General features: G+C 67.1%; 10 protein-coding genes. 5 read left to right on the top strand and 5 right to left on the bottom strand.

Going from position 1 to position 13039, the window contains the following annotated elements; translation table 11 throughout:
* Nucleotides 1-21: 21 nt before the first annotated feature.
* From ENSA7_RS09095 to ENSA7_RS09105, 3 genes are read right to left on the bottom strand one after another with little or no spacing between them, the layout of a single operon-like run.
* The gene (locus ENSA7_RS09095; RefSeq protein ID WP_106088827.1) at nucleotides 22-1434 is read right to left on the bottom strand and encodes an alpha/beta hydrolase; all 1413 of its coding nucleotides are present in this window, start codon (nucleotides 1432-1434) and stop codon (nucleotides 22-24) included.
* Nucleotides 1435-1486: 52 nt separating this feature from the next.
* A complete protein-coding gene (locus ENSA7_RS09100) occupies nucleotides 1487-2101 on the bottom strand; it encodes an inorganic pyrophosphatase (protein ID WP_106088828.1) in 615 nt (204 codons plus the stop codon).
* 46 nt (nucleotides 2102-2147) lie between these two features.
* Entirely contained in the window at nucleotides 2148-3323 is a 1176-nt protein-coding gene (locus ENSA7_RS09105; protein ID WP_181233516.1) for a metallophosphoesterase, read from the bottom strand.
* Between the two features lie 130 nt (nucleotides 3324-3453).
* Here ENSA7_RS09105 and ENSA7_RS09115 point away from each other — a divergent pair, with 130 nt between their 5' ends.
* On the top strand, nucleotides 3454-5157 hold the full coding sequence (locus ENSA7_RS09115; protein WP_181233518.1) for an IgGFc-binding protein: 1704 nt from the start codon (nucleotides 3454-3456) through the stop codon (nucleotides 5155-5157).
* Here ENSA7_RS09115 and ENSA7_RS09120 read toward each other — a convergent pair whose 3' ends face one another.
* Complete coding sequence (locus ENSA7_RS09120; RefSeq protein WP_106088831.1) at nucleotides 5158-7071, bottom strand: bifunctional metallophosphatase/5'-nucleotidase; 1914 nt, start codon at nucleotides 7069-7071, stop codon at nucleotides 5158-5160.
* Nucleotides 7072-7279: 208 nt separating this feature from the next.
* On the opposite strand from ENSA7_RS09120, the gene ENSA7_RS09125 reads away from it, so the two are divergent.
* The 4 genes from ENSA7_RS09125 to ENSA7_RS09140 all read left to right on the top strand — a co-directional run bounded on the left by ENSA7_RS09125 (nucleotide 7280) and on the right by ENSA7_RS09140 (nucleotide 11319).
* On the top strand, nucleotides 7280-7606 hold the full coding sequence (locus ENSA7_RS09125; protein ID WP_181233520.1) for a DUF2849 domain-containing protein: 327 nt from the start codon (nucleotides 7280-7282) through the stop codon (nucleotides 7604-7606).
* An 11-nt stretch (nucleotides 7607-7617) separates the two neighbouring features.
* Nucleotides 7618-9297, top strand: coding sequence for a nitrite/sulfite reductase (locus tag ENSA7_RS09130; protein WP_106088833.1), 1680 nt, complete (start codon nucleotides 7618-7620; stop codon nucleotides 9295-9297).
* Nucleotides 9275-9829 carry a DUF934 domain-containing protein gene (locus tag ENSA7_RS09135; RefSeq protein ID WP_181233522.1) on the top strand — a complete coding sequence of 185 codons (555 nt, stop codon included), beginning with the start codon at nucleotides 9275-9277 and terminating at the stop codon, nucleotides 9827-9829. Before ENSA7_RS09130 ends, ENSA7_RS09135 begins: the two co-directional genes overlap by 23 nt.
* Nucleotides 9830-10044: 215 nt before the next feature.
* The gene (locus ENSA7_RS09140) at nucleotides 10045-11319 is read left to right on the top strand and encodes an FG-GAP repeat domain-containing protein (protein WP_106088835.1); all 1275 of its coding nucleotides are present in this window, start codon (nucleotides 10045-10047) and stop codon (nucleotides 11317-11319) included.
* A gap of 62 nt (nucleotides 11320-11381) precedes the next feature.
* On the opposite strand, the gene ENSA7_RS09145 is transcribed toward ENSA7_RS09140, so the two are convergent.
* Nucleotides 11382-12899, bottom strand: a complete 1518-nt coding sequence (locus tag ENSA7_RS09145) for a sigma-54 interaction domain-containing protein (protein WP_106088836.1) — start codon at nucleotides 12897-12899, stop codon at nucleotides 11382-11384.
* Between the last annotated feature and the right edge of the window lie 140 nt (nucleotides 12900-13039).

The raw sequence follows: 13039 nt of genomic DNA on the forward strand, positions 1-13039 counted from the left end.
CCGCGCGGCTGGGTCGAACACTCAACCTGGAAACCAGTCGAGCAGGGCGGGCAGCAGTCGATTGGCCCAGGCGACCTCATTGTGGGGCGCGCCGGGATCCCAGCGATAAAATAGATCCTGCTCGTCGACCCACCCGAGCCCGCGCAGGGTGTCGGCCAGCTCGACGGTGCCGCAGTAGTTGTCGGACCCATCGCCCGGACACCCCGCACCCTCGCTGCCGCCGCTGTCCAGATAGATCCGCGCGCCGACCGGGGCGGCGTTCGAGTATTCGCTGATGATCGTGGGATTGGGTGGATCCGCGCCGATCGTGCCCCAGCTGATCGTCCCCGACATCGAGCCGACCTGGCCAAACACGTCTGGGTGACGCAGACCGATGTAGAGGCTGACCAAGCCCCCGAGCGAGGAGCCCATCACACCGACCGAGGCTGGATCTTTGGTGACTGGGTAGCGCTCGGCCATGAAGGGCACGACGCCGTCGACCAGGAAGTCGGCGTACTCGTCGGCCCGCCCGCCGAAGGTCATGCCGTCGATCACGTCGGTGACCTGAGTATACTCGTCAAACCGCGCGGCCGTGTTGTCGACGCCCACGACGATCACGGGCGCGAGCTGTCCGTCGTTCACCGCCTGGTCGAGGGTCGCGCTGACCTGCCAGCCGCCAAACAGCGCGTCGGGGGCGAACAGGTTCTGGCCGTCGTGCATGTACAGGACCGGCAGCGCGGGCGCGTCAAAGCCGTCGGCCGGGATCCAGACCGTGAGATCCCGGGGCTCGAGCGCGCCGATCGCCTCGTCGAAGTCTGGCCAGCGCTCGTGGTGGCTGCGTCCGCTGATCGCGTCGATCTGCGAGTACTCACCGATTTGATCCCAGCCAAATCGGCGCGCGAGCGGATCGGCGAAGTAGTCGGTCTGATCATGCACGAATTTGTAGAGGCCAGTCGGCGCCGCGGGCAGCTCGATCATGGCGTAGTAAAAACCTGGGGCCGCTTCGATGAGCGGGTGCAGATCCACCTGCCACTCGGCGAAGTCGCCGGTCACCGTCAGCGGCAGGCCTTCGCTGCCCTGGTGGAACACGCACAGGCGGGTGTCGGCGACGATCGGGAAGCCGTCCGCGCCGTAGGTCATCTCGCGCACGAAGCTGTCGGCCAGCTGCTGGCGCGCGTCGGGGTCGGGCGCAGCCGCGACCGCGTCGATCAGCTGCTCGAGCAGGTCGCACGCGTCGAGCTCGGGCGGGAGATCCGTGGGTGGCGGCAGATCGTCCGGACCCTGGGTCTCGTCACTCGAGCTGGTGTCGGTGCCGAGCTCGTCCCCCGACTCGGTGCCTGACCCGGACTCGTCTCCAGAGCCAGAGCCAGAGCCAGCGTCCCCCGAACTCGGCGCCGGGCCAGCGCAGCCCAGACCGATGAACGGGACAAACGCGGCGGCGATCCAGGTGCGCATGAGCGTCCAGCCTATCACCGCGGCAGCCCACGAGGCGAAGTCTCGACCACCACTACTCGCCGTAGGTCGCCGCGTAGTCATCGACCGCGGCCGCGATCACCTTCGCCGCGTGCTCGAACCCGTAGCGCCGGGCGATCCGGGCCCGCGAGTCCGCCTCGGGGACCAGCTTATAGGTCGAGAAGTAGTGGGTCAGTCGCTCGACCAGGTTGCCAGGCAAGTCGTCGAGCTCCTCGCACTCACCCCACACCGGATCGTTCTGCAGCACGGCGACGATCTTGTCGTCGGCCTCGTCGTCGTCGATCATCTGGAGCCCGCCGAGCACCTTCGCGGTCAAGATGATGTCCGAGCGCATGATCGGTCGCTCGCTGAGCACACAAATATCGAGGGGATCGGCGTCGCCTCGGGTCGCCTCGCCCTCGGTCAGGGCGGCCGTCCGCTCCCCGCAATAAGTGCGGGGAATGAACCCGTAAAGGGCAGGTGGCATCGCGGATCCACGCTGCGGTCGGTCCACGCGTAGGTAGCCCGTGGTCTTGTCGAGCTCGTACTTGACCGCGTCGAACGGCGTAATCTCGATGTAGGCCGTGACCAGGCGAGGCGCCTGCGGCCCGAGCTCGAGGCCGTGCCAGGGGTGGGGGCGCCAGCGGTAGAACGGAGCGGGGAAGGTCATTGCCCGCCCAGCATAGCGCGGGTTGGCTCGCGGGCGCCCTCGACCGTCACTTGACGATGTCGCGCTCGAAGTTCAGGGCGCCGGTCTCGTCGTAGAACGCGGTGTGGATCTTCTCGAGCTCGACCTCGACCAGCAAGAACCCGGGGGTAGTGTCCTCTTCCCAGTGGACCGGGTTGTCGTCGTGGTGGGCGAAGTCGGTGTTCTTGCACCCCGCGCCCGAGACAATGAAATACGTGGTCCGCTCGCCACCGCCACAGGTCAGCTGGTTCCACGTTCGGTTGTGATCGTGCCCGCTCAGGACCAGGTCGACCTTGTCACAGACCGACTCGTCAATGACCTTCTTGACCGTGGTCCCAGCCAGCTGCGGGGGGAACGGCCAGCCCTCGTAGTTGCCAGCGTTGCCGTGCTCGCCGTTCGAGTAGTACGGGTGGTGCGCAAACGCGATCTTCCACGGCGCGTCGCTGTTTGCGAGCTCCGCGTCTAGCCAGGCTTGCTGGGCGCCGGTCTCGTGGTTCCACATCAGCCGCGTCGTGTCCATGGCGAACAGGTCGACGTTGGGGAAGTCGTAGACCGAGTACCACTTGGCCGGCAGGATCCACTTGTCACTGTAGTTGGTGTACTCGATCTCGTACTCCAGCTTGTCCCACACGAAGCTGAGCTCGCCATAGTCATGGTTACCCATGACGACATAAAATGGAAAGTCGATGTCCGCGTAGGGCATCTCGAACTTGGTCATGAACTGCTCGTCTTCGACCGAGTCCACGCCGTCGTTGTAGAAGTTGTCGCCCAGGTAGACCGCGAAGTCGCAGCCGCCCCGCTCGGCGCAGACCATCTCCATGGCCGCGGCCACGTTGTACTGGCCCATGTTGCCTTCGCCAGCGTCACCAAGCGCGACGAAGCGCACCATCGCGTCGGGATCGCCGTCACCATCACCATCACCATCGCCATCACCGGTCGGGTCGCCGTCGCCGTCACCGGTCGGGTCGCCGTCACCATCGCCCGGGTCGCCGTCGCCATCACCGGGGTCGCCATCGCCATCACCGGGATCGCCATCGCCGTCACCCATGTCCCCGCTCGCCTCGCCGTCTTCGGTGACGACGTCGTCGCCCGTGGTCCCCGTGGTCCCGGTCGCTCCGGTGTCCGCGGCCTCCATCGGGTCATTGCAGGCGAGTCCAGTCGTGCACAGGGTCAGGCAAGTGAGGATCGAAGGGAGACAGCGCATGATGGGTTGATATCAACAAACTCGCGGGCGCGAGTGCAACATCGACGTCGCGAAGCCGTCCGGTGGCCTGAACGGGCCGTGAGAGCGAGCACGGCCCGGCTGAGGGCAGCTTCGGTGATACTCTCGGCTAATGCGCTACAGCTTTTCTCACTTCACAGTGTCCACGTTTCTGCTCGCCGGGCTTGCTGCGTGTGGCGATGACGCAGTCGGGACCGACACCAACGTGCCCGAGACCAGCGGTATCTCGACCGGCGACGGCGATGGTGATCCGACTGGCGACGGTGATCCGGGCGACGGCGACGGTGACCCGGGCGACGGCGACGGTGACCCGGGCGATGGCGATGGCGATGGCGATGGTGACCCGACTGGTGACGGAGACGGCGACGGCGACCCGACTGGTGACGGAGACGGCGACCCGACCGGAGACGGCGACGGCGACCCGACCGGAGACGGCGACGGCGACCCGCCGGTCAACATCCCCGGGACCTGCGCGGAGGCAGAGATCACCCCGACGACCGTGGGCTGTCTGTTCTACGGCGTCGACCTCGACACCCACGCAGCTGGCAACGGTGATCAGTATGCGATCGCCGTCTCCAACGTTCAGGAAATGGACGTTGCGAGCGTGACCGTCGAGCGCAAGGTCAACGGGAATTGGCAGGTCGTCGCGGGCCCGCAGAATGTCGCGCCGCTCGACCTCCACGTCTTCCCGCTCCCGGATCTGAGCCTCAAGTCCAGCGGTGTCCTGGTCGGCGGGGCCTATCGCGTGACCTCGGATGAGCCAATTATTGCCTATCAATTCAACCCGCTCTTGCAGTCATCGTTCACCTCCGACGCCTCGCTGCTGTACCCGGCCCACGCCTGGGATCACTTCAACGAGACCATTCACTGGGGTGACGGGTTCGGCAACGGCTACGTCACGATCGTCGCGCTCAACGACGGCACCAACGTCCAGGTGATCCCCACCACCAACACCGCAGGCGGGGGCGGAGTCCCAGCTGGCACCAACGGCGTCCCGTTCATGATCAACGGGCTCAACGAGGGTGACGTCGCCGAGGTCAAGGCCGCGGTCGAGGACGTCGACATGACCGGCACGCGGATCCTGAGCGACGAGGATCACCCGGTCGCGGTCTTCTCTGGGCACGAGTGCGTTCAGATCCCAAACAACATCGTCGCGTGCGACCACCTCGAGGATCAGATCGCCGGCCTGCAGCTCTGGGGCCAGAATTTCGTGGCCAGTCGGGTCCCCAACCGCCAGAACGACCCGGTCGAGACCTCACTGTGGATGATCTACGCCAGCGAGGACAACACCACGATCAACATTGAAGCCGCCGACGCCGTGACCGGCCTCCCCAATACCCCGGCCGTGCTCGACAAGGGCGCGAAGCTGCAGTTCTTTGCGGGCGGCGACATCGATGATCCAGGCGACTTCTTCATCAGCGCCGACAAGCCGATCGCGGTCGTCAATTTCATGACCGGCTGGGGCAACCTCGTGGGTCTCAACAGCGGCGATCCAGCGATGGTCCAGCTCAGCCCCGTCGAGCAGTTCCTGCCCCGCTACGTGGTCCTGGTCCCGGACCTGTGGGACAACGACTTTCTGGTGCTCACGCGCGAGACCGACGCCGAGGTCACCGTCGACGGGGTCGCGGTCAACGATGATCTGTGGGTGCCGGTCGGCCTCGACTATGAGGTCGCCCGGGTCCCGGCCAGCGACGGCGTGCACTACCTCGATGGCGCCCAGCCTTTCTCGGTCGTGGTCGTCGGGTACGACTTCGCCGACAGCTACGCGTACCTGGGCGGGACCGGGACCGGCGTGATCAACCCCAACCCGCAGTAGTCAGCCCGCGACCAGGCAGGCGAGGCCGGCAGCCTGCCGGTCCGCCGAACAGATCCGCCCGGCCAGCTGCGGCGACAGAGCCTCGCCGCGGCCGTCGAGCTCGCGCAGCTGTTCCAGCACGAATGTCTTGAGATCAGGACCCGGCGCAGCTCCGTCGGCGCCGGGATACCTGGTCACGACCTCGACCCGCTTGGCGTCGGCGTCTCGCTTGGCCCGCTGCTCGACCAGCTCGCGGTTGAGCATCCAGTAGCCGTCGTTGCCCTGGGCCAAGAAGGTGGGCACGACCACGCGATAGCGCTGCTTGTCATCGAGCAAAGTGAGCTCGCCGTTGGCGTTGATGACCGACGGGCTCCGAGCCTCGCTGCGCCCCGCCAGGTTGGCGTGGTAAAACGCGATCCCGCTCAGCTGCAGCCAGTGGCCACCCGCTTCCCAGCCCTCGACGGACCGCTCGATCGCCTTGCGCAGCGCGTAGCCGTTGACCTCGAGCACCGTCAGCTCGGTCCGGTACGCAAACAGCTCCTCGACGATCTGCTGAGTGATGAACGCCCCGGCTGAGATGGTCTGGTTGAGCCGCAGGCTGCCCGAGTTGATCAGCGCGATCGTGGGCGGGTTGGCCTCGCCCGCGAAGCTGCGCAGCATCTGATCGGCGATCCAGCTGCCGAGGTTGGTCTCGTACATGCGGATCTCGTTCTCCTCGGCCACCAGCGTGGTCCCGGCCTCGACCAGCTCGGCCGTCAGGCAGCCGGGCGGCTGGGTGGTGGCCTGGCAAAACCACTGCTCGTGCTTGCTCAGCCAGGCCGCGACCCGCTCGGCGAGCTGCGGGTCGGGCTCGACGCTGTCGTCGAGCTCGACGGTGCTCGCGGTCCAGCGCATGTCCGGAGCCTCGCCGGGGCGCTTGTCGGTGATCGAGACTTCGATCACCCGAACCTTGACCGCGTCCGCGTCACCTTTGATCACCGCGGGCTGAGCAGCCTCGATGATCGGCCCCGCGCCGCCGAGCTCGACGTTGTGCTCGTCGCGAGTCATCGCCGTGTGATCGTGACCGCCGAGCACCAGGTCGGGCCGCGCGTAGTCCTCGCGCCCGTCCCCGGCGAGCAGCGACGCGTCGTTCCGGGCGTCGAGGTGGGTCAGAGCCAGCACCACGTCCGCCCCCTGTGACCGCAACATGGCGACGGTCTCGTGCGAGCGCTCGATGTAGCGGGTGTCGATGCACGCGACGTAGTCGGGCCGCTTGGTGTCGGTCATCAGCGAGTACAGACCCACCTGCAAGCCGCCCAGCGTGATCAGCTCGTGCGGCAAGATGTTGGCGCGGGCTGGATCGATGATCGGCGACGCAGGCGGGCTCGGGCAGGGTCCGTGGGCGTCGCTGGGTGTCGCGCACTCGCCCTCGGGCTTCCAGACCACGTTGGTCGCCAGCCAGGAAAACTGACTCTGCTCGACCCGGGCCGCGAGCGTGCCCGCGTCGTCGCAGCTGTCCTTGTCGAACTCGTGGTTGCCGAAGGTCGCAAACATGCGCGGGTCAGGGCGCTCGGGGTCGCCGTCGAGCAGGTTGAGCGCGTCGACCATCTGCTCGCCGAGGTACTTGCGGGACAACAGCGAGGGAAACAGCGCGTCGCCAGCGTGGGTCACCAGGACCGCGTCGCAGTCCGCCTCGAGCTGGGTCCGCAGGCTTCGGATCCGCGCGACGCCACCGCGGCCGTCGAGCAAGCCCTCGATCCGGTAGACGTCGTTGATGTGAAGGATGCGGAAGCGCCACTGACCATCCTGCTCGCCGCAGACCTGGGCGACGACGGGAGCGCCAGCGACCGGCGGCTGCTCGGGAGTGATCGACGACTCGCCCGCCGCTGGTTCGCACGCCAGCCCGAGCACACCGACCAGGGTGAGCGCGGCGCTGGGGATCGATCGACGCGACATGGTCACCAGCGTAGACCACCCCAGCGGAACCTGCGCGAGCTTCCCGTCATCTTATTAACGGTATATGGCAGTAGTATTCAGAAGCGCTGAATTACGTCATAAACGTTGATTTGTGACGTATATGGCGCTCAGTCGCAGGCAAACTCCATTTATCACGTGGATTGCCGTAGTACTTGCGTGCTTTGCTTCGCGCTCCACGGAGCCAACCATGAAGCTTTGGATCATCACAGGCAGCGCGACCGAGAGCGGCGCACCGATCTACCTCCAGACCAACAACCGCTGGACCCACAAGCTGAGCGCGGGTCACCCGATCGCCAGCGAGGCCGAGCGTCAGTCGCTGCTCGACGCCGCCAAGGCGCAGCAGCGAAAGGTCTGCGACCCGTACTGGATCGAGGTCCGCCGCGCCGAGCTCGGCCACCTCGCGCCGGTCAGCCTCCGCGAGAAGATCCGCGCCGAGGGCCCGACGATCTCGCTGGTCTCGACGCCCTTCTCGAGCACCACGCCCGCGTCGCGACCGGCAGCCGCCAGCGCCTGACGAGACCCACGATGTATCGCTACGACCACTACGATCAGGTCCTCGTCGACCAGCGCGTCGCGCAGTTTCGCGACCAGATCTCCCGCCGACTCAGCGGCGAGATCACCGAAGACGAGTTCAAGCCGCTGCGCCTGCAAAACGGCCTGTACATGCAGCTGCACGCTTATATGTTGCGTGTGGCGATCCCTTACGGGCTGCTGTCGAGCGATCAACTGCGCAAGCTCGCCGAGGTCTCGCGCACCTACGACCGCGGCTACGGGCACTTCTCGACCAGGCAGAACATCCAGTACAACTGGCCGCGCCTGCAGGACGTGCCGGATCTGCTGGCCGAGCTCGCGTCCGTGCAGATGCACGCGATCCAGACCAGCGGCAACTGCATTCGCAACACCACGTCGGACCACCTCGCTGGCGTCGCGCGTGACGAGCTCGTGGATCCGCGGGTCTACTGCGAGATCATTCGCCAGTGGTCCACGCTGCACCCCGAGTTCGCGTTCTTGCCCCGCAAGTTCAAGATCGCGGTCACCGGCGCGCCGACGGCCGACCGCGCCGCCGTGCGGGTGCATGACATTGGCGTCCGCGCGGTCCCAGGTCGCACCGCTGACGAGCCACACGGGTTTCAGGTCCTCGTTGGCGGCGGGCTCGGCCGGACCCCGCGGATCGCCGAGGTCTGCCGCGAGTTCCTGCCCCGCGAGCACCTGCTGAGCTACCTCGAGGCGATCCTGCGCGTCTACAACCGCTACGGTCGCCGCGACAACAAGTTCAAGGCGCGGATCAAGATTTTAGTTGGCGCGCTCGGCATCGAGGCGTTCAGCGAGCAGGTCGAGGCCGAGTGGGCCCAGATCCGCGACGGCGCGATGCAGCTGACCCCTGAGGAATTCGATCGGGTGGCCGCCGACTTCAGCGATCCCGACTACGCGGCGCTCGAGCCCAGTGATCTGTTCGTTCAGTCGCTCGCGCTCAGCAAGGACCGCGCGCTCGGGCGCTTTGTGGCGAGCAACGTGCTCCCCCACAAGCGACCCGGCTACTCGATCGTGATGATCTCGCTCAAGGCCAAGGGCAAGCCTCCGGGTGACGCCACGGCCGAGCAGATGGAGCTGGTCGCCGAGCTGGCCGACACCTACGGGTTTGGCCGGATCGTGGTGGCCCACGAGCAGAACCTGGTGCTACCCGACATCGAGAGCCGCCACCTGCCCGAGCTCCACGCCCGGCTCAGCGCGCTCGATCTGGCCGAGCCCAACATTGGCAAGGTCACCGACATCATCGCGTGCCCGGGGCTGGACTACTGCAACCTCGCCAACGCGCGCTCGATCCCGATCGCCACGCGGATCAGCGAGCGGATCGAGGATCTCGACTATCTGCACGATCTCGGCGACATCAGCCTCAACATCTCGGGCTGCATCAACGCCTGCGGGCACCACCACGTCGGCAACATTGGGATCCTGGGCATCGACAAGCAGGGCGAGGAATTTTATCAGCTGATGCTGGGCGGCTCGCCCAGCGACGACGCCTCGATCGGCAAGATCCTGGGGCCGGCGCTGCCGAGCGCGGAGATCGTCGACGCCGTGGCCAACGTGCTGCAGACCTATGTCAACAACCGCGAGTCCGCCGACGAGCGCTTCCTCGACTACGTGCGCCGCGCCGGGTTCGAGCCGTTCAAGGAGCAACTCTATGGCCAACCCGAGCACGCCTGAAGCCCCGGAGCTGCACCCAGGCGCGCGCCGGATCATTCGCGTCGGCGCCGCTGGCAAGCCCGAGATCGTCATCGATCACTGGCAGCGGCTCGTCGACGGTGATCCGTTTCCCAGCCTCAACGCGCTCCCCGTGTTGGTCTCGCTCGAGCGCGCCGAACAGGAGCGGCCGGCGCTCGAGCACAGGCTCGGCACGTGGGGGATCTGGCTCGCGGGTGACGCCGATCCAGAGCAAGTTGCCGCGCGGGTGCTGGATCGAGCTTTGGTCGCAATTGCGGTCACAAAGTTTACTGACGGGCGCCACTACTCATTGGCACGGCTGCTGCGTGAGCGCTACGGCTTTCGTGGTGAGCTCCGAGCGTTCGGCGACGTCCTGCCTGATCAGCTGTCGTATATGCGACGCTGCGGCTACACCTCGTTCGAGCTCGCTCGCGGCAAGTCGCTCGAGACCGGGCTGCGCTGCCTGGACGCGTTCTCGGTCAGCTATCAGGGCAACACGGAAGATCCGCGGCCGCTCTATCGGCGACGGGGCTGAGCGCTAGAGCGCCAATTTTGCCGCCTCCGGGGAGCCGGGCACGTTACGAACTTGCGTGAAACGTCCGTCATCGCCCGGCGAGACATGTTCTAGGGCGGGACCGCGCCGGGTCGACTCTCCACCGCGAGAGGTAAGGGCTCGTTCGCGACCCGTGGATTTTGGCGGACAGGCGCTATAGTCAGGCCGTGAGAGTGACCGTCATTAGCCTCGCCACAATGATCCTTTGGGCATGCTATGTACCAAATCCAGATTACAGTCTGGCAACGGGACCGTCACAGGCCGACAGTGAGACCGCGTACGGCTCAGATGAAGCGGGCGACGGCGACGACGGCGACGACGGCGACGACGGCGACGACGATGAGGGGAGCGGCAATGATGGTCCCGACGCCGACCCCGACGTCAGCCCCAACCACCATGAGGATCCCAGCTGTAGCGACGGCAACGTCGATCCTGGCGAGTTCTGCTTCGTTGGCATCAAGCTGCTTCACGGTCTGGATATCCAGGCGCTCGCGGTTGCTGACTTCAATGATGACGGCAAAGCGGATATCGCGATCACCGCGAAAGACACCGCGTTCGTGTTATTCGGTGATGGCGAGGGGAGCTTTCCCTTGCAGTCGTCGCTCGATGTCCCCGAGAGCGACTATCATGGCGTCGCCGCGGGCGACGTGGACGGCGATCTCGTGGACGATTTGGTGCTCACGCGCGAGTCCGGCGACGCGGTGCTCGTGTTTGTCTCGAACACCCACGGCGGCTTCGGGCCGCTGCGGGCCTACGCCGTCGGGGACCAACCACGCGCGGTCGTCCTCGCCCCGCTGACCGGCGGACACCCGCTCGACGTCGTCGTCGCCAACCACTCCGACGACACGATCTCGACCTTGTTCTCCGAGGGCCTGGGTCTGCTCGACGCAGCGATCGACTACGACATGGGCGACGAGCCCAACGACATCGCGCTCGTCGAGCTCGACCACGACGCGCAGCTCGATCTGATCGTCAGCAATTACAGCGACAAGTCGCTGTCGGTCCGGCGCGGTGCGGGCGACGGAACGTTCTTGGCCGAGGCGAACTACCCGCTGCTCGACAAGCCCGCGGCGCTCGTGTCTACCGATCTCGACCGCGATGGCTGGCGCGACGTCGCCGCCGTGCTCGAGGGCAGCGACGCGGTGCAGGTCGTGTTTGGCGATGGCGGTGGCTCGCTGAGCGACTTTCCGTTCGTGGTCGAGGTCGGTGACAAGCCGATCGATGTTGCGACGACCGACCTCGACAGCGACGGCGCCGCTGACCTCATCGTCGCCAACGCTGACAGTCGTGACGTCGGGGTGCTGTTCGGCAGCGTCGCCCAGCCCGGGACCTTCTGTAGCTATACTACGCTGGTGTGGTTCGACGACTTCTCGAACCTCGAGACGGTGATTGTCGCCGATCTCAACGCCGACGGGGTCGAGGACGTGCTCGTGGGTGGCAGGGGCCTGCGCGTGATCATCTCGGACCCGTGAGCTGCGGGGCCGGACGTGGTTGGCGCTGACGCTGGAGGGGCATGGGCAATGCAGCGTCCATGTCAGCGCAGCCCGTGGCGGGCGAGCTTGGCCTTGAGCGTGTTTCGATCGATCTCCAGCGCCCGCGCAGCCTTGGACAAATTCCCCGACGACCAGCTCAGCGCGGCCTGCAGCGCGCGCGCCTCGACGACCCCAAGCTGCTCGAGCAGCGGCCGCGGAGGCTCGTCGACGCCGGGCGCCTGCACGGTCTCCGGTTGCTGGACGTTCGCGGTGTGGCCCAGCGCCGCGGCGATCTCCGGTGACAGCATATCGAGGCTGATCGTGTCCTCGTCCGGGTAGAACACCCGCCAGCGGACGATCTCGGCGCGCAGCTCCCGAACGTTGCCCGGCCAGCGATAGGCTCGCAGGGCCGCCCACGCCTGCGCGGTTGGCCACGCCCGCTCGCCGCCGTCGCCCTGGGTCTCGGCGACGAAGTGGCCGACCAGCAGCTCGAGATCGCGACCGCGCTCGCGCAGCGGCGGGAGCTCGAGGGTCGCGCCGCGCAGGCGGTACCAGAGATCCTCGCGGAACTGCTGGCGCTCGACCATGGCTGGGACGTCGCGGTGGGTGGCCGCGATCACCCGCACGTCGACGGCGATCTCCGACTCGCCGCCGACCCGTCGCAGCCGGCCCTCTTGCAGCACACGCAGCAACATCACCTGCACGCGCGGGTTGGTCTCGGCGATCTCGTCGAGGAACAAGGTGCCGCCGTCGGCCTGTTCGAACAGCCCGCGGTGACGCCGGGCCGCGCCCGAGAACGCGCCCTGCTCATGCCCGAACAGCTCGCTGGCGAGCACACCCTCGGAGAACGAGCCGCAGTTCTCGGCGACCAGAGGCCCGCGGGCGCGGTCGCTGGCGGCGTGGATGGCCCGGGCCACCAGCTCCTTGCCCGTGCCGGTCTCGCCCGTGATCAACACCGGGACGTCGGCCCGGGCCACGTGGGTGAGGCGGCGCAGGAACACGCGCATCGACTCGCTCTCGCCGACCAGCGATCCGCTGCGGGCGCGCGACTCGGCCCGCAGCCGGCCGAGCTCCTCGCGCATCGCTCGGATCTCCGGGAAGCCCTCGATGTCGAGCCGGACCACGCGGATCGGGTGAGGGTGCGGGTCGGGCACGAACACGGCCGGGATCACCTGCAGCATCCGCGCCCGCAGCAGCCCGGCCGCGACCAGGATCACCCACATGGTCTGCATTTGCGGGGTGCCGGCCGAGAGACACACGTCGAGGCTGCCAGAGTCGCCGCGGAACTGCGCGACGGTCGGGCCGAGCACGGTGAACAGCTGGGCGTGGTCCGAGGGATCATCGAGCTCGAGGATCCGCAGCTCGACCGCCGGGGCGTGGTCGAGCTCGCGGAGCTCGCGGACCAACCCGGCCGCAGCCCGGCCCCCGTCCTCGAGACACAGCACGACCACCCGATCCCAGCCCTCGCCGTGCTCGAGCAGCCGCATCAGCGGACCACGATCACTGCGCGGCCGCTGGCCTTGGTGGTCGGGCGCCGGGCCGTCGCGGCCGCGGTCGGACCAGGTGAGGAGCGTGCGCATCGGTGGTGAGGAAGTTACCAGATCGATGAACGACTCATCGATCCCCGGATTGACCCTGACCCGACCGTGACACATGCGGGGATCCGAGCGGTCAGTCGGGCGGGTAACCCAGCTTGCCCGACGTCTGGCGCCCGGGCGAC

The sequence above is a fragment of the Enhygromyxa salina genome, from assembly GCF_002994635.1.
In the GTDB taxonomy this organism is placed as follows: Bacteria; Myxococcota_A; Polyangia; order Nannocystales; family Nannocystaceae; genus Plesiocystis; species Plesiocystis salina_B.

Coding starts and splice junctions, on each gene's coding strand:
- ENSA7_RS09095 (WP_106088827.1), bottom strand. CDS start 1,434: ATGCGCACCTGGATCGCCGCCGCGTTTGTCCCGTTCATCGGTCTGGGC.
- ENSA7_RS09100 (WP_106088828.1), bottom strand. CDS start 2,101: ATGACCTTCCCCGCTCCGTTCTACCGCTGGCGCCCCCACCCCTGGCAC.
- ENSA7_RS09105 (WP_181233516.1), bottom strand. CDS start 3,323: ATGCGCTGTCTCCCTTCGATCCTCACTTGCCTGACCCTGTGCACGACT.
- ENSA7_RS09115 (WP_181233518.1), top strand. CDS start 3,454: ATGCGCTACAGCTTTTCTCACTTCACAGTGTCCACGTTTCTGCTCGCC.
- ENSA7_RS09120 (WP_106088831.1), bottom strand. CDS start 7,071: ATGTCGCGTCGATCGATCCCCAGCGCCGCGCTCACCCTGGTCGGTGTG.
- ENSA7_RS09125 (WP_181233520.1), top strand. CDS start 7,280: ATGAAGCTTTGGATCATCACAGGCAGCGCGACCGAGAGCGGCGCACCG.
- ENSA7_RS09130 (WP_106088833.1), top strand. CDS start 7,618: ATGTATCGCTACGACCACTACGATCAGGTCCTCGTCGACCAGCGCGTC.
- ENSA7_RS09135 (WP_181233522.1), top strand. CDS start 9,275: ATGGCCAACCCGAGCACGCCTGAAGCCCCGGAGCTGCACCCAGGCGCG.
- ENSA7_RS09140 (WP_106088835.1), top strand. CDS start 10,045: ATGATCCTTTGGGCATGCTATGTACCAAATCCAGATTACAGTCTGGCA.
- ENSA7_RS09145 (WP_106088836.1), bottom strand. CDS start 12,899: ATGCGCACGCTCCTCACCTGGTCCGACCGCGGCCGCGACGGCCCGGCG.